The organism is Vibrio sp. F13 (genome assembly GCF_020806305.2).
GTDB classification, from domain to species: Bacteria; Pseudomonadota; Gammaproteobacteria; order Enterobacterales; family Vibrionaceae; genus Vibrio; species Vibrio crassostreae_C.
This window is the reverse complement of record NZ_CP170175.1, coordinates 662356-678946: the sequence shown is the minus strand read 5'-3', so window position 1 is coordinate 678946 and position 16591 is coordinate 662356. Positions and strand designations below refer to the sequence as shown.

Below are 16591 nucleotides of genomic sequence, written 5' to 3'. Positions count from 1 at the left end.
CAAACTCTATCTGACCCTATTCTCGCTCTATGACGACCTTCTAACAGCAATGAAGACTTACAAAGAAGAGAACGGGCTAGACCATCTGTTCTTCTCCATCACAGACACTAAGAACAAAGAAGCAAACTTACTTTGGGTGGATGAAAGCGACTACCAAGTTATCAAATCAGCTTTCAACGCTGAACCAACAAGCGACATGCTGACCCTAGAAGGCGTCACTTCTCGCAAGTGTCAGATTGGCCCTGCAGTTCAAAAGGCAATTGAGAGCTTGTAGAGAGTAAGAGCCGTTACTTTATTGGCAGGGAATGAGAGGGATTGGTAGAGATACCAATCCCTTTTTGTTTTTGGGTGTACTGAATTGGATTTGGATATAAATGAGCTAGCCAACTCAAAGTTTAGTTACCTCGATTCACATGAAGTGATTTTTATTGATAAGGTGACTTTGGTTAGAGTGAAGACACGTCTTGTGTAGATGCCTCATCATTCTTTTTGAACATATCAAGGAGAAATATGCGTGACTTATTAAGTTCGGCTTTTTAGTATCCCCAAGAAGCCAATATTAAAGGTTTTCATAGGGAATCATTTTAGATTCCACTTTATTAATGGTGATGGAGAACTTGGCTGACTTTCCTCTTAGATCATGCGTATGATAGTCGTCAGGAAATTCAATCGGGATTCTCAAATTCTCACCAGCATGTCTTCCAATTAAAGCCTCTTCAAATCCTGGAGTCATGTGCCCTTCACCCATTTCCAAAATGAAGTGATCAGCTTTTCCACCTTCGAACTCAAGACCGTTGATTGAACCAACAAAACTAATAACTACTCGGTCCTGGGGCGATATCTCTTTGTTAGAGGGTACCCAAACTGCGTGATTTTTTAACAAAGTATATTTTAGTTGTATATTTTCCAAACGATTCTTTTCGTGTTCAAGCAACGCTTCGCGTTTTTTTAACAAAGACTCTTTTTCAGCGATGTTTTCAAGAGTAACTACTTTTTCTAACTCTGAACGTTTATCGCGTTCAAAAGCCAAAGCCTTTTCTTCGAACCTCAACTTTTCTTCATAAGAACGAGCTTCGCTTTCGGCTGCTTTAGTCCTTAATAATTGTTTTTCTGTGCGTCTTTCTTCTAGCTCCAATTCACGCTCTTTTTCACGAAAAGACAAATCTAATCTTTTGTCCTCAATTTGGATTTTCGAGGAGTAATGAAAGCTTTGTTCGTCATTTTTGTAATTAGTTAAAAGAGGCTCTATAAACCTTAATTTTGCTTTCAATAAACCTAGATTAATGAGTGGAAGTAAATAGGTGTATATAAAAACAAGAATTAGTGGATAGAGTAAATCGGTTGTAAAGGAGAATGTTAGATCTTGAATGTACTCCAGTTTTTTGTTTGGACTATCTTCACTGAGTAAGAGATGAAAAATGACTAAATGGTTAACAATACACCAAGAAAGTATAAAGTTTGCTAGAAATGCATTTTTCAACCTTTCTGATATCACATCTGTTAATGCTTGTTTCATGATTGTTAGAGCACCCATACCGTAATTTATCCACTATACCTAGGATATCATCATTAAGTAAGTTCATTAAAACCATATGGTTAGCAATAATGATTAGTGGTTGTTTAAGTTGGTCAAGAAAATACAAAGAAAGACCAGATGGTGGAAAGGGGAGGATCTGAATACCGATGGCGGCATGTGCATTTACACGTTCAGCGATAAAGAAGGTTCTCCCCCTCGGTCGTCAATCTAGAGGGGGTGATGAACTCAACTTGAGGGGGAGTTAGAGGGGGAGGGTGTTTCAAAATCGACGAACACACGGCAGCCTATCATCTATTGAAAAGTATTGTGATTGCGCCTGATATGAATGGAACGCACATGCATTCCAATTGAAAGATTCAGCGTTCTAAAACTCACAACGTATAAGCGTTATTCGATTCCAACCACGCTTTTACCGCTCGGTTAAAAGTGACCAACTTCTGCGGTGTGACCCTTCTTTGAGCGTAGATAAGGCTTAGCTTTTGGGCTTTTATCGACCATTCTGGGAACACGTGAATAAGCTCATCTTGTTTGAGCAGCTCTTCAACTTGATAGAACGGCAAGCTGGCGACACCTATCCCTTGCATTGCTAACTCCAAAATTGAACTGTAGGTATTAGAGCTAACACTTCCGGTTACTTCAACATGGTAGGTTTGTTCGCCATTGATCAACTCCAGCTGATTCCAACGTTCATTTTGACTGTTAAGAATGAAGCTGCATTTATGGATGTCTTTGGTGGTGGCGAGTGGGTAAGTTGATGCGTAATCCGCACTGCAAACGAGAACATTGCGGATATGCCCAAGATCGTTGGCAATCACATCATTAGGCAGTTCATCGTAAGCTCGGAAAGCAATGTCAAAGTCGCCAGACTCTATCTTCTTTTTCATCGGCCCAAAGTCGAGAATCAAATCCACTTTTGGGTACTCTTGCTTGAAAGTAGGGATGATATGACGACAAAGCGCACGCCCAAACTCTATCGGCGCGGTAATTTTCAAATCGCCTGCCACTTCCTGCGTCATGTCTAAGACACGCATTTCCGCTTCGGTTGCTAATAGTTGAATTTGCTTCGCTTTCGAATACAACTCTTCGCCCACTTCCGTGAGGCTGATAGAACGAGTCGTTCTGTGAAACAGTTTAGAATTCAATGTTTCTTCGAGCCGTTGTACATGCCGAGACACCAAACCTTTTGACACATCCAATACTTCAGCGGCCTTGGTGAAGCTTTGCTCTTCGGCGACAGTCAAGAAGGTCTGCATATAAATCAAATTCATCATTAACACCATTTAGTAAACAGTGAAGTCATTTTGTACTGTTTCTCTCACTCATTCAAGAAACTAAGATTCAAAACGTAAACAGAAAGGAGAAGAACAATGAACAAGTTACTACTTATTACCGCTGCAATGGCTGCTTCTATGAATGTTTCAGCTGCCTCTGTTGTAGAAAGCAACCCAACATTGGTTGGAGACTCATTCGGCTTTGTTGAAGGCCCAACATGGGATGTGAAACATCAACGTTTCTTGTTTAGCGACATTCCAAATAACACAACCTATTCTTACGACCTTAACGGCAAGTTGAGCGTGTTTGATGACAATTCTGGCTATGCTAATGGCCTCGATATTGATGCCAAAGGCAACCTGTGGGCTGCCCGCCATGATAGAAAGTTGTCGTACCGTGAAGGCAACGGAGAGAAAGTGATTGTCGCTGCAACGTATAACGGCAAGCTGCTTAATAGCCCTAACGATTTAACTGTTAATAGTGATGGCAGTGTGTGGTTTACCGATCCTCCGTTTGGTATTCAAGGTTACGGCCCAGCAAAGGCAGAACCAGAGCAACCGGTTAACGGCGTTTATCGTTACCTAGATGGTGATCTAAAGTTGATCACTGGAGAGTTCAAGCTACCAAACGGCATCGCATTTTCTTCTGATGAATCTTCGTTATACGTTGCCGACACATCTGATGGCTGGGTATACCGATTTGATGTTGATGGACAGTCACTCAGCAATAAGACGCAGTTTGCCCAGGTGAAGGCGGAGTCTGGCTCTGAACCTATGGTTGATGGCGTTGCTGTTGATGCCGATGACAACCTCTTTGTTGCAGCGCATGGTGGCGTGGGTGTGTTCGATAAAGACGGTAAGCAAATAGACTTCATTGCTATCGATGCGGGCCATATCAGCAATCTAGAAATTGGCGGGAAACAGCAAGATTTACTGATGGTAACGGCATACAACAAAGTGTTGGTGTTCAAGCTTAAGTAATACCTTACACAAACGAAAATAAAAAGGGACGGGTAGAAATACCGGTCCCTTTTCTCATTTGAATAGGTCGAAAGTGGGTTAGCTCGATGCGCAGTAATGATGCTGCCGACGATTAAGGCTTAGGCTGATTAGCTTCTATATCAAGGGCCGTCTGGTTTGGCCTACTGAAATACTTCTTCCATTTTATTGGCATCATAGGAATGACGATCAGGCTAATACCGACAAGGGTCAACATGTCTGGAATCTCGTCAAACCACATCACGCCAAATAGGGTCACAAACACCAACCCCGAATATTCTGCGAGAGCAATTTGGTTTGCTGGCGCTTTTTTATAAGCGACCACCACAAGGGCATGGTACCCCAGAACGAATAGGTTGATTGCCATAATCCACCCAACATGACGCCATTCAATCGCCGCCCATGCAGGCAGAGCAAGAGCCAACGCCAGCGGTAGAGTCATCACACTGGTCCAAAATAGTGTCGAGATAATGTGTTGTTCTGCGTGAAGACGTTTAATCAAAATATTGCCGACACCCATCGCGAGCGCACTGCCTAAGCCCGCAATAGCGGCCCAGTGAAATTGCTCTGGACGCAACACGATTAACACACCCACGAAGCCAATCAGTGTCGCGACCACTTTTGATGATGTCGGCTTCTCTTTCAGTAAAACAATAGAAAGCGGGAGCATAAGAATGGGCCCAACATAGAACATCGCATTTGCGGTCGCCAAGGTGAGGTGTGTGATGGCAATCATTGCGCAGCCACTACCTACTAGGATGAATTGAGCCCGTAAGAAGTTGATGCGACAGCCACCTTGCATGCGCGTCTCTCTGGGTAGCTTTAGCCAAAAAGGAAGCAGCAACATCACGCTCAATAGCTGGCGGATAAACACATATTGGAACGTGGGCACTTCGCCATTCAGTACTTTTAGTGAAACGTCTGAAAAGGAGGCGAGCAGGTTGGCGAATACTAAGAGCAAAATCGCGTGGTTGGTGGCTTTGGTCATACAGAAACAGCACTACATATTTGTCATACAATTATGGGCGCACATAATACATGAGAATCGAAAATATGTAAGAACAAAAACCAAGTAAGAACAATGTCGTTCGATGCTTAGTGATATGGGGGCGAGATCTGCTATTACGACCTGAGCTCAGTAGGTGAGTGCCCAGTCCAATTCGGTATTTATCGAATAATCGAATGAATATGCAACAATATCAGCGCATTGGAGATCATCGCTGCTTGAACCTACTTGGCAGAGAGACACTGTCGGGTAGGATCTCGCAGCTCAATAATGGTATTGCCTGTGTCTTTTCGTTTGAAAGCAGAGTCATTAACTTGAGCATTGCTGAAGTCAGTGCGAAACAAGTCGGCACGCAGTAAATCGACGTTGAGCATTTGGGCGTAACTCATGTTGGCGTTACGTAGGTCAGCATCGCGGAAGCTCGTATTGTTGAGGTTCGCGTGGCTGAAATTGGCATAGGTGATGTCAGCCTCATTCATGTTCGCACCCGATAAATCGGCGCCACTAAAATCAGTACGTATCAGGTTGGCGCAACGAAGGTCAACATCTTGAAGCGCTAGATTACTTAGATCGGTATTACCTAATTGTGCTCGTTCGCCGCCTTGGTTTTCCAACCACAATTTATGCTGATCTAAAATAGAATCGAGTTGTTGTCAGAGTTTGTTGGTCGAAAGCGAGATCAGTTTTAGGCGATTCAAAGAAAAGCAAACAACCAAGTTAGTCATCTCGGTTATTTGCTTTAGATTTGTTGCTTTTATGGTGAATGGACGAGCGCTTTTCGAGGTTAAAGCGTGTTTTTGTACACCTTGCCGTCTTTCATGATCAGTTTTTGTGTCTCTGTGTTCGCCACACATGCAACACTTTCCAGTGGGTTGCCATCGATGATCAATAGGTCGGCATACGCGCCTTCAACGATCTGACCTAACTTGCCTTCTTGGTATGGGTGTTGGTAGGTCGACATTTCGAACAAGCGACCACAGTTTGATGTCGCCATGCGAAGCGCGGTGATGGTATCGAATACTTGCTCAATCGCACCAAGTTCATTCAATTGTGTCGCGTGAACGTTGGTTTCACCTACACAGTCAGTGCCAAAAGCGATGTTCTGGATGTCGTATTTCTTAATCAGTTCTGCTGACTTGAACATCGCTTTGCCTACGCGTTCTGTCTTGCGGTATGTCTCTTCATTTGGCAGCGGGATCTTACGCTCTGCAATCAATGAAGAGGTAAAGTAAGAAGGAATCACCCAAATGCCTTTCTCTTTAATGATTTCGGCAATGTCGTCGTCCATGATGGTCGCGTGTTCGAAAGACATCACGCCCGCTTCAGCTGCTCGGCGCATCGCATCAGAGGTGTGGATGTGCGCAGCGACATAAGTGCCGTAATCTGAAGCGGCCTCAACTGCGGCTTTCATCTCGTCTGATGTAAATTGCAATGTGTCTAGCGGGTCGAAGGTTGAAGATGCGCCACCGCCAGCCATGATCTTGATTTGTGATGCGCCCATGAATAGCTGTTCACGCACCGCTTTCAATACTTCTGAACGCCCATCGGCCACTTTCATTGAGCCTTGCTTCATCATTGGTGAGTCTTCATGGCCGTTTGCTAAACGCTCTTGTGCTTGGTTTTGACGGTAATCGGAGTGACCACAGGTTTGTGAGATAGCCGCCATTGAAGGAAGAATGCGTGGGCCAGTCGCATAGCCCTTGTCGATACTGTTTTTAAGGCCAAGCGTATTGCCCGCCACGTCGCGAATGGTAGTAAAGCCGCGCATTAACATCTCTTCTGAAATCTTTGCTGAGCGAATCGCCACTTCTTCACGAGTCATCGTATCAATGACATTAAAAGAGGCAGAGAGCGTGATATGAACGTGCGCATCAATCAGGCCTGGCATGACTGTGCCACCTTGAGCATCAATGATTTCATCCGCTAACGTTGCATCAACCTCGCCAATTTGAGTAATCAAGTTGTCTTCAATAAGAAGTGATACGTTCTCGATTAGGTTGTTATCAACACCGTTAAATACGTTCGCGTTAGTGATTAGCTTTTTCATAGTCTGCACCTTTTGGAAATGAGTGTGTGTCGCTGATGGGGTCATCATATGGGGCGCAGCATTTGAAGAATGGCCATTTGGTGACAAGCAATGACGAGACTTATCTTTTGGTGCTTTTCAATATTTCTAAGTTTTTCCTACTCGAACGTTAAGGTGTATTTCAAATCGTCGTCACCTTGTGTTGAGAGTCAATTTACCGAACTGTAACTGGATCTAAAACGGAAGGCTTAATGAAAATACTGAATGAGTTCATCCACTTATAGGTCGAACGTTAAATTGACAATATCTTATAAAATGTTAAATCGGTGTCAGTATTTAGGGGCTCTGACATTGGTCTGAAATTTAAGTTCGTTCTATGAGGCAACATCCTTACATCAAGAAAAATATATGCTTAAGGATTAACTCATGAAAAAACAAAATATCTCGGCAGTCGCCCTTCTAGCACTGATTATTACGGGTTGTGGTGGAGAGAGTTCATCAGGAGGTGACAGCACAACGTCTAATAACGCTAATGTTCCAAGTAATCCAAGTAATCCAAGTAATACCGGCTCATCATCTACCTCTCAGCAGCCTGACATTAAAGCTCTTAGCAACAATATGATTTTTGCGATCGAAGGTTTTATCGAAGAAACGGATCCAATCAGAAATTTCTCATCTATTACCGTCAAAAATGAGCTGCCTGCGTTCAAGAGTGGAGATACTCAGGAGGTTGATGTGACTATCGCTGTACCAACAATCGTTATCGATAATGGCAGCAACTTTGTTAACGATTGGCACTGTTACGAAACCACAGGATTAAGCGCGCAAAGGAAGGATCATCAGTTACTTGTGGACGGTACAATTTCTGAATATCGATACGATATGCAAAGTAACTCTTGTTCTAGTGAGCTCTTGGGATCGTATGTGTTTAACGATGCGGTGTTCGACAGTTCGTTGGAATTTAAAACCGTTGGCAGCGTAGTTTCCAAAGATGGGAGCGGCACAGAGTCTAATTTACCTACTTACGATTTTATCGCTCAAGCTTATGGAGAGCAGTCAAAAGAGCGGTTTGGTGATTCGTGGGAATTATTACAGCGCGACAAAATTAACGCAGCAGCTAAGGAGGTTGGGGCCTCGATCTTTGAGTTGAACACTTCATCTGGAAAGATCGATTTGGATCTAGGTCAGCTTAATAGCGACACTCTCATCGATTTCGCTTCACTAGATACAAATCAATTATTGAATGGTGCGATTTGGGGGATGCCCGGTCAAGGCGTTGCCGATGAAAAATGGTGCCGAATTGTGAATATTCCAGAAGATCTAAGTCAGAACAGTATCAAGTACCAATCTGTTATCTCGACAAATTGTGCGAGGTCGACACAACGTTATTGTGATGCCTTTGGTTCATCGTTTTCGAGTGGTAACTACCCACCAGCAGCTCCTATCGCTTGGGACAATAATACGGCGAGTAATGCCCAGTTGAACTCAGATGAGCAGTACCGAAGAGATGCTCAAGGTCACTTTGTTGTGAACAGTTCTGGTCAGAATGCGTTTGTCCTCTCATCCAATTCGGTTGTGATTCCTATTTTCGGTTACACCAGTCCACGAAGTGATGGGCAAATTAACAATGCCGGTCTTAATAGTTGGGCTGGTCACGAAGGTCACTGCCAAAACGTGATGAATAGCCGACACACAAAGATGGGGATTGGATACAAAGCCAGTAAGTCAGATGCATCGAAGATGTCTTATTGGACGCAAGATTTCAATTAACACACTCATTGCTTAAATAAAGGTCATCCATTTAGCGTCGCTATTCTTTCTTTAGTTGGTAGTGGCAGGTTACTTGGTAGTAGCAGATCACTCGAGAGTGCCATTTTACTTTACAGTGATACGTGGGCGATCAGGATTATTGAAGGTGGAGGGGCGAAGACACTATGACGATTCATTTGTGTTGTGAATGATTTTGAGTAGTGTCATGAAATGGTAAGTTTTGCTTCGATTCGAACGCTAAGATGTATTTCAAATCAAGGCTACTTATCAAATTAGAGAGAGACAGAATGATTAAATCAGACAAAGTTTACGGGTTCAACACACCACAACGTCTATTCGTAGGTTACACGTTAGCCGTGCTGGTGGACTTGGTCGTACTTAACTTCTTCGATGAGTACTGGGACTTCGTCAACATTGAGTCTTTCACTATCTCTTTGATTGCGGCGTTGTTGTTGAAGCTCTCTATTGGTTTAGAGCACAAGATTGCCGAGCACTTCAAAAGCAAGCCGGGCACCGCGCCTAAGGTTTACCGAGCAATCACCACTTATATCATCTTGGTGGGCTCAAAATTCGTGATGCTAGAAGCGATTAACCTTCTGTTCGGAGATAAGGTGAGTTTTACAGGCCCTTGGGGCGGTGTTGTCGCGTTCTTCGCGGTGGTATTTACGATTCTGGTTGCTGAAGTGATTGTATCGAAGATCTACTTTGCTCTGGATGACAAACAAGATTCAAATGTGAAAGCGCTTAAAGAGACCAACGCGTAACACAACATAAAATACCTATGTGAATAACAGACGAGCCAGCTGAATAAGCTGGCTCGTTTTCGTTTGAGTTGCGATAACCAATTCGATACGCTAATTGGCTTTATTTTTCGTAAACCACATCCCCGCGTAACACCGTCATCAACACCTGAGTCTTAGCGATTTGTCTTGCTGACACTGTGGTGATGTCGCGTTCGAGAATGGCGAAGTCAGCGGATTTCCCCACCTCAATAGAACCTGTTACGTCTTCAATTCCAAGACTTTTGGCGGCATTGAGTGTGTAAGCATCAATCGCGGTATAAATATCAGTTAGGCCGGTTTTGCCCATGATTAAGCTGTTCGCGATGCCGACCAAAGGGTTGATGTCGTGTACATTCCAATCACTGCTTAAGGTGATATTCGCGTCGGTCTTGAGTATCGCGTCGAGGTTCATCATGGCTTTGGCACGGCGAGCACCAAGAAAAGCTTCGGCCCATTGGTGTTGATGCCTTGCAACGTAATCAGAGCCGACTTGGAAATCTGCGGTCACGTCTAATTGGCGAAAGCGTGGCACATCTTCATCATTGATTAATTCGACATGGGTTAGGGTGTAGGGTTTGGTTGAACCTTGTTTGCGAATACTTTCTATCGCATCAAGAGATTCACGAACCGCTCCATCACCAATGGCATGAATGTGGGCGCTAAAGCCGATTTTCTCGAGCGCAGTTAGCCACTCCTTCATTTGTTCTGGTGGAATATAGTTCAAGCCATTAGGAGACTGGGGCAGATAAGTATCTAAGTAGGGCGCGAGTGTTTTGGCGGTGCCGTTGATGAAGATGCCATCGCTGTACATTTTCACCTGATCGACAAGTAACAGACGGCTTTTATCGTCGGAATACATCTTCTCAAAGACTTCTAATTGAGAAGGCATTGCCATCGATGGATACACCCAAGGGCGCAGCGATACACGCGCCGTTAAGTCTTGATTTTGCTCGGCCTCTAGCCAAACGTCATACCAACCTCGTTTCCAATACATGCGACCGTCACCAATGGTGGTGATGCCGTGGGCTGCCGCTTCCTCAAGTCCGAACATTAAGCCTTGGTAGCTTTGCTCAAACAGTTCACTTTGGCTATTCCAAGCCATCTCCATCACTTGATCGCCAGCATTGTCTAGCAAGATGCCATTGAGCTTGCTGCTGTCTTGGTCTTTTAAATAAACACCGCCTTGTGGGTCTGGAGATTGTTGGCTGATTCGAGCGATTTTTAGTGCTTTTGAGTTGACCCACATCGAGTGTGAAGTCTGCTCCATAAGCACCACGGGGCGATTAGGGAAGACACTGTCGATGATCTCTAGTGGCGTGTAGTCAGAGTCGCTATCGAGCGTTGCTTCTAAAGAAAAACCATAACCCATTAGCCAACCTCTGCCATCGGTATCAGCATTGATCTTACACGCTTCTAAGTAGGGGATTTGCTCTTCTACCGTTGCTTCAGAGTCGAGTTCACAATTGCCACCCAGCTCTGAGGCGGCTTCAAACACATGGTTATGGTTATCAATAAATCCCGGAAGGACAAAGGCATTGTCTAAATCAATGACATCAGTGCTTTGCCCTTGAAAAGTTTGCGCCTGTGATTGGTTACCAATGAAGATGATCTTGCCTTTGTGGGTAACGATCGAGTCCGACTCACGATGCCCGTATATATCAGCATTGATAAAGATCTGGTCAGCACTTTGGTTATGAACAGATGTTTGCGCTTGAACTGGTGTTTGTGTTTGAACAATAGTGTTGGCTTGTGCAAGCACCGGCGCTACGGCCGATAAGCTTGTGAGTAATGCTATCCATGCAGTACGTGGCAGAGTGAGCTTGTTATTCATTATTATGTCTTCCATGTTCCACGGTTTAGTAAGTATAGAAAGCGAGTGGCGAGAATCATATCGTGAATTTTTAATAATAAAGTGTCCTTGGTTGCTCTCTTGTTTGAATGTAATTCCAGTGCCTTTTGAGGTGGTTGTGGGAATACAGCTCGTCAATAAAGGATTGCGAATCCATTCGCAGACTAAACAATTCACATAAGGTTCTGAATAAATTACAGTTAAGTGAGCTATAAAAATGGATTTAACGTATTACCAAGGATGTAAGTTTATGTTTTCAAGAGACTTACTCGCATTACTAATAAAAACAAGTCGAGGTTAGGATGAAAAAAATATTATTGCTGCTTAGCGTGATCTTATTGGGTGGTTGTGTTGGCATGCCCGAAACGGTAAAGCCTGTTCAACAGTTTGAGTTGGAACGATACCTAGGGAAATGGTACGAAGTGGCTCGTTTGGATCACTCGTTTGAGCGTGGCTTAGACAACATCAGCGCTGAATACAGCCTTCGTGATGATGGCGGCGTGAAGGTGATTAACCGTGGATACTCTGCCGAAGAGGGTGAGTGGAACGAAGCGGAAGGAAAAGCGTACTTCGTTGAAGGCTCTGAACAAGGCTATTTGAAAGTGTCTTTCTTTGGCCCTTTCTACGGTGCTTATGTGGTGTTTGAATTGGACAAAGAGGGATACCAGTACGCGTTTGTTTCTGGCCCTGACACCGATTACTTATGGCTGCTTTCAAGAACACCAGAAGTTGCGCCAGAGGTGATGGAGAAGTTCAAAAGCATGTCTAAAGAGCGTGGCTTCAACACTGACAAGTTGATTTTTGTAGAGCACACAAAATAACGATTTCTGGCTTCTATTTGTCTTTACCTAACTTTACGTATTTACCCTATAAAACGTAATGATATTAGGCGAAAATAGCATCAAGTTTAGAGACATAAAGTGGTCATTATGAGTAATTCGTTATCGAAAAAGACTGTTGTTTTCCATTGGCTTACCGGTATTTTGTTCCTTGTCGTGTTTGTGATTGGACTTCAATTTGAAGGTATGCCGCGAGGCCCCGAAAAAGGTGAGTTGATGGGGCTACACAAATCGTTGGGTTTGATTGTTTTAGTTGTCGCACTTTCACGCTTGGTATTGCGTTTTAAAGAGGGCGCAATTGAGAGTGTTGCCGTATTGACGAGAGCACAAGAAATCGCAGCGAAAAGTGTTCACCACTTCTTATTGTTGGTGACGTTGGCGATGCCAATTTCTGGTGCTGTGATGAGTGTTGCTGGTGGGCGTGCATTAGACGTGTTCGGTTTCGAGCTTATCGCTGCTGGTGAAAAAACCGAATGGTTACAGTCTGCGGCTTCTTTTGTTCATGTCAATTCAGTGAACCTGATTATGGTGGCACTTGCTCTGCATGTATTAGGCGCATTGAAGCATCAGTTTGTCGATAAAGATGGCACGCTAAGTCGTATGCTTGGTCGCTCATAGCCTGACGTTAAAGTTAACGATTTAATACGAAAACACTCGGCATATACCGAGTGTTTTTTTGTTTGTGCTATCTGAACTCATTGGTTAAGCTTGCTTGCGAACCTGCAACACGCTCAGTATTGATAGAAACAGGAAGAACGCAGGATCACTCCAGCCAAAGCCAACAAATATTCCTGTAAACGCCGCATACAATGTGATGATGGCGCCGAGCATATTCGTAACCACCAAACCTTGGATGAGCTTTTTGGCGGATACGCCGGGTTCAATGTCTCTTAGCAACCAGCTTATCGCTGCGATACCACCCAAAAATATACTGGTGTGTTGAGAGAGAAAGTACGCGTACTTATCATTGATCTCTACGCCGTACATTGGCCACATAACGGTGGGTAGGAAAAACAGCGCCAAGGCAAACCCTGCGTAAATGATGCCGTGTAGGCTCAAGAATGTTTTGTTGTTCATTGTGTCGATCTCTTTTTCAACTTGGTGATATCGCTAATCTCTCTCTTTGCTCAATACTTGAGTGAGCGATGCATTAAGCGTTGATTGGGCCTTTATTAATGGTAGTTAATGGCTGATTGACGTCAAAAATCACCCCACGTACTTCGTCGACACCCATCTCTTTTAAGCGAGCGCTATGCATCGCTAGGTAAGTCTCTGCACTGAGTTGGTCTTCAAAAAGGTAGACACCACCGCCCAGTGTTTCAGCTTCGTTCTCTGTCCAGATTTTCCAGATCATGCCCGGTTCGTTGTTAATAGACTTTGCTAGGTCAACGAGTGCGTTTGACATCTCTTCACCAAATGGGCCGCTAAATTCAAAATCGACTTGTAATAATTTCATGGTTATTTCTCCAAACAGTTACTTGGTATTGCGCTGAGACTCATGGTCATTTCGCAAAACGTAGGGGGCTTGATTGCCTGTTGGAATAGATATTACCTGTAAAAAACAGACAGAAAAGTTCATAATATAGTTATTAACTGTCAGGATTTTAGACCGATGAGATTGAAAACCACCCTCGACCAATGGCAAACCCTTTACGAGATTGACCGCGCAGGCAGCATTCAGGCGGCGGCAGTGCAATTGAACAAGAGCCACACCACGCTGATTTATGCGCTGAGAAAATTGGAGGACCAATTAGGCGTGACTTTAGTGCAGGTTGAAGGTCGTAGGGCGGTATTGTCGGAGGATGGGAAATCACTGTTGCGCCGTGCAAGCAGTATGTTGGAACAAGCTCGCGAGCTAGAGTTGATCAGTGAACAGCTAGCGAAAGGTGTTGAGTCTGAAATTGTGGTTGCTGTTGATCACTTGTGCTGCCTTGAACGGCTTTATCAACCGATGGCTGCATTTTTGGCGGAGAACAACACCACATCGATACAAGTGATAGAAACGTCACTGTCTAAAACAACGGAAATGGTGACTCAAGAACTGGCTGATGTGGCTATCATCAACTTGCCTATTACTAATTACTCAGCCGAAGCCTTTGGTTTTACGATGATGGAGCCAGTAGTTGCTAGCTCACATCCGTTAGCAAGTGCCGTTTCAGTGTCGTTGAATCAACTGTCGTCTTTGCCGCAAATTGTGGTGCGAGATTTAGGTGCTCAAACTAGTCAAGGCAGCAAAAAGCAAGGGAACAAACAGGATGTGGGTTGGTTGAAGTCGAGTCAGCGTATTACGGTGGATAATTTCGACCATGCGTTTGGCGCGGTAGAGCAGGGAGTCGGGTATTGTCGACTACCAAAGCACATTGTTGAAAGTCGAGGAAGTGACAAGCTCACTGTGTTGAATGTCGAAAATGGCAGTGGGTATCACGTTCCGCTGCACCTGACTTTACCAAAAGGAGCCAAGACAGGCCCTGCTGCTAAACGTTTCTATGAGTTACTTCTTGAGTCAGTTTCTAATGCGAGCTAACGGTTAAATATTCTAAGATTAACGAGGCTGGTTGCCGTTCAAGAATAGCGCGACACATTCGCGAGTGTAGTGAAGCCTTTCTTCTTCGGATTCTCCGCTATCGTGACCGAAGAATGACCAATACGCCGATTTGCCGTGAAACATCAGCAACAGTTGGCGTGCTGCAATGACTGGTGAGCTTGATGTCGACAGTGTGAGATCACCAGAGTCTATTTTCGACCGCAAATAATCAGCAAGTAATTTGGTGGTTTTCTGAGGCCCAGTTTCTAAATAGATAGAGGCGATCTCTGGGTGCGTGTTGGATTGGCTCACAGCATTTTGAAAGGTCTGTCTGGACTGCTCATCAAGTAACAAATCTTGAAACTTCACACCAAACTTCACCAATTCGTCTTCCAAAGTGGCATTCATATCAAAAGCAGAAGGGCTGAGTTCGCGCTCGGCACACTTGGTTTGCATGCAGGTTTCGAAAAGCTCGTCTTTGTTTTTAAAGTGAGAGTAGACCGTTTGCTTGGAAACGTTCGCTGCTTTGGCTATTTGATCCATATTGATCTTGAAGCCATGTTCAGAGAAAAGTTGGCTGGCTGCGGTTAAGATCTGCGATCTCTTCTGTTCACTCTTGATGATTTTTGTCACGTGCTTGCTTCTCGTTACTTGGTGTTGGGTCGTTACCTAGCTTGTCTCTTTGCTTAGTGCCTATTGATACTCCGCTATAGGTGTCTCATTTGGCGCTAAGCATTATGCTTTTTGTGATGGTTTTATCAAACACTAACCATGAAACTTATTTTTAACATAATCAAACTAGACAGTCTAGTTTGATTTGGTTAGTCTAAAAAAAGAACATAATTGAGTACCGCATAGGAACAGTACGTATGTATAAATTGATGAAGGGAAGCGCAGTGGCAGTGGCGTTGTCGGCTTTTTTTGTTGGATGTGGCGAAAAGGAACAAGCCCAAGAGTCGGTTGATTCAACCGCTGAAACGGCTTCGAGCGTCCAAACCATTTTAACTGTAGAAACGATGGCCTTGGCGCTGTCTTCCTCTTATGCAGTGCAGCGTGAATATGTGGGTGTGGTTAAGGCGGGTCAGCAGGCCAATTTAGGTTTCGAGTTGGCCGGAAAAGTAAATGCGATTTTAGTGGATGTCGGTGACACAGTAACCGAAGGTCAACCGTTAATCCGGTTAGATACTCAATTGCTGCAGACTGAATCTAGCCAATTGAAAGCACAAGCCGAAGAAGTGAAAGCTCAACTGAGTCTTGTGGCCGCGAACTTAAAGCGTCAGCGCTCATTGAAAGCAAAAGGCTTCAGTGCCGAAGCGGAGATTGATTCTCTCACCAGTGAGCAACGCGTATTGCAGGCGAACTTGTTGCGCATCGATGCATCGGTAAAAGGCAATGAACTGAAATTGGTGAAGTCGACAGTGCTTGCGCCTTATTCTGGAACCATCGCGACGCGCTTTGTTTCGCTCGGAGATGTGGTGAATGTGGGTAATCCAACTCTTACACTGCTCGCTTCTGAGGGCAAAGAGGCCTTCATCGGTATTCCTGCTCACCAAATGCAAAAAGTCACCTCACTTTCTTCGCCTAACATCCGAGTTGGGAGAACAGATTATGCCGTGGAGCTATTGAATCCCGGCGCAATGGTCGACACCCAATCTCGCAGTGTTGGTTTGCGTTACCTATTCCCTGAACAATCATCGGTATTGGAAGGGCAACTTGCCTACCTTAAATTTGATGAGCAGATTGATGACTCAGGTTACTGGGTGCCATTAACGGGTTTGATTGATGGATTGCGCGGTGTGTGGAACATCTTTGTGATTGGTGAAGACAATAAGGTTGAACGTAGAAGTGTTCAGGTGTTGTTTGCCAACAATCAACAAGCGTATGTGAGTGGGGCGATTGAAGACGGTGAACAGGTCATCGCCAGTGGTTTACATCGCTTAGTTCCGGGCCAAATCGTGAAACCAGTCAGTGCGGCTGAGTAGGTAATA

Annotated in this window: 16 protein-coding genes and 1 pseudogene; 8 read left to right on the top strand and 9 right to left on the bottom strand. The window is 44.3% G+C overall.

Annotated features, from left to right (window positions below; all coding sequences use genetic code 11):
* Positions 1-31: 31 nt before the first annotated feature.
* Positions 32-274, top strand: a pseudogene (locus tag LMH68_RS03055) (DHHA2 domain-containing protein); the annotation flags it as partial.
* Between the two features lie 285 nt (positions 275-559).
* Here LMH68_RS03055 and LMH68_RS03050 read toward each other — a convergent pair.
* Together LMH68_RS03050 and LMH68_RS03045 are read right to left on the bottom strand one after the other, a co-directional pair.
* Positions 560-1516 (bottom strand): FKBP-type peptidyl-prolyl cis-trans isomerase, encoded by a 957-nt coding sequence (locus LMH68_RS03050; protein WP_229648054.1) that lies wholly within the window; start codon positions 1514-1516, stop codon positions 560-562.
* A 392-nt stretch (positions 1517-1908) separates the two neighbouring features.
* On the bottom strand, positions 1909-2805 hold the full coding sequence (locus tag LMH68_RS03045) for a LysR family transcriptional regulator (RefSeq protein ID WP_324295271.1): 897 nt from the start codon (positions 2803-2805) through the stop codon (positions 1909-1911).
* A gap of 99 nt (positions 2806-2904) precedes the next feature.
* Between LMH68_RS03045 and LMH68_RS03040 the strand changes: the two genes are divergently transcribed.
* Complete coding sequence (locus LMH68_RS03040) at positions 2905-3789, top strand: SMP-30/gluconolactonase/LRE family protein (protein ID WP_102446102.1); 885 nt, start codon at positions 2905-2907, stop codon at positions 3787-3789.
* Between the two features lie 112 nt (positions 3790-3901).
* Here LMH68_RS03040 and LMH68_RS03035 read toward each other — a convergent pair whose 3' ends face one another.
* From LMH68_RS03035 to LMH68_RS03025, 3 genes are all read right to left on the bottom strand, one after another.
* A complete protein-coding gene (locus LMH68_RS03035; protein WP_102332974.1) occupies positions 3902-4795 on the bottom strand; it encodes a DMT family transporter in 894 nt (297 codons plus the stop codon).
* A gap of 242 nt (positions 4796-5037) precedes the next feature.
* On the bottom strand, positions 5038-5433 hold the full coding sequence (locus tag LMH68_RS03030) for a pentapeptide repeat-containing protein (RefSeq protein ID WP_017060189.1): 396 nt from the start codon (positions 5431-5433) through the stop codon (positions 5038-5040).
* Between the two features lie 164 nt (positions 5434-5597).
* Positions 5598-6860 (bottom strand): metal-dependent hydrolase family protein, encoded by a 1263-nt coding sequence (locus LMH68_RS03025; protein WP_102429130.1) that lies wholly within the window; start codon positions 6858-6860, stop codon positions 5598-5600.
* 405 nt (positions 6861-7265) lie between these two features.
* Here LMH68_RS03025 and LMH68_RS03020 point away from each other — a divergent pair, with 405 nt between their 5' ends.
* Together LMH68_RS03020 and LMH68_RS03015 are read left to right on the top strand one after the other, a co-directional pair.
* Positions 7266-8609 carry a CAP domain-containing protein gene (locus LMH68_RS03020; protein WP_229648056.1) on the top strand — a complete coding sequence of 448 codons (1344 nt, stop codon included), beginning with the start codon at positions 7266-7268 and terminating at the stop codon, positions 8607-8609.
* Positions 8610-8896: 287 nt separating this feature from the next.
* Positions 8897-9373, top strand: coding sequence for a hypothetical protein (locus LMH68_RS03015; RefSeq protein WP_065584369.1), 477 nt, complete (start codon positions 8897-8899; stop codon positions 9371-9373).
* Positions 9374-9473: 100 nt separating this feature from the next.
* Here the strand turns inward: LMH68_RS03015 and LMH68_RS03010 are convergent, their stop codons facing one another.
* Positions 9474-11222: an amidohydrolase gene (locus LMH68_RS03010; protein WP_229648057.1), complete on the bottom strand. Its 1749-nt coding sequence runs from the start codon at positions 11220-11222 to the stop codon at positions 9474-9476.
* Between the two features lie 320 nt (positions 11223-11542).
* Between LMH68_RS03010 and LMH68_RS03005 the strand changes: the two genes are divergently transcribed.
* Together LMH68_RS03005 and LMH68_RS03000 are read left to right on the top strand one after the other, a co-directional pair.
* A complete protein-coding gene (locus tag LMH68_RS03005; RefSeq protein WP_229648058.1) occupies positions 11543-12061 on the top strand; it encodes a lipocalin family protein in 519 nt (172 codons plus the stop codon).
* A 108-nt stretch (positions 12062-12169) separates the two neighbouring features.
* Positions 12170-12697 carry a cytochrome b gene (locus LMH68_RS03000; RefSeq protein ID WP_102429134.1) on the top strand — a complete coding sequence of 176 codons (528 nt, stop codon included), beginning with the start codon at positions 12170-12172 and terminating at the stop codon, positions 12695-12697.
* Between the two features lie 84 nt (positions 12698-12781).
* Here the strand turns inward: LMH68_RS03000 and LMH68_RS02995 are convergent, their stop codons facing one another.
* Together LMH68_RS02995 and LMH68_RS02990 are read right to left on the bottom strand one after the other, a co-directional pair.
* Complete coding sequence (locus tag LMH68_RS02995; protein WP_229648059.1) at positions 12782-13156, bottom strand: hypothetical protein; 375 nt, start codon at positions 13154-13156, stop codon at positions 12782-12784.
* Positions 13157-13229: 73 nt separating this feature from the next.
* Positions 13230-13535 (bottom strand): monooxygenase, encoded by a 306-nt coding sequence (locus tag LMH68_RS02990; RefSeq protein WP_229648060.1) that lies wholly within the window; start codon positions 13533-13535, stop codon positions 13230-13232.
* Between the two features lie 156 nt (positions 13536-13691).
* On the opposite strand from LMH68_RS02990, the gene LMH68_RS02985 reads away from it, so the two are divergent.
* Positions 13692-14603, top strand: a complete 912-nt coding sequence (locus LMH68_RS02985; RefSeq protein ID WP_229648061.1) for a LysR family transcriptional regulator — start codon at positions 13692-13694, stop codon at positions 14601-14603.
* An 18-nt stretch (positions 14604-14621) separates the two neighbouring features.
* On the opposite strand, the gene LMH68_RS02980 is transcribed toward LMH68_RS02985, so the two are convergent.
* Entirely contained in the window at positions 14622-15236 is a 615-nt protein-coding gene (locus tag LMH68_RS02980; RefSeq protein WP_229648062.1) for a TetR/AcrR family transcriptional regulator, read from the bottom strand.
* 236 nt (positions 15237-15472) lie between these two features.
* Here LMH68_RS02980 and LMH68_RS02975 point away from each other — a divergent pair, with 236 nt between their 5' ends.
* The gene (locus LMH68_RS02975) at positions 15473-16585 is read left to right on the top strand and encodes an efflux RND transporter periplasmic adaptor subunit (protein ID WP_229648063.1); all 1113 of its coding nucleotides are present in this window, start codon (positions 15473-15475) and stop codon (positions 16583-16585) included.
* The last annotated feature ends 6 nt before the right edge of the window (positions 16586-16591 follow it).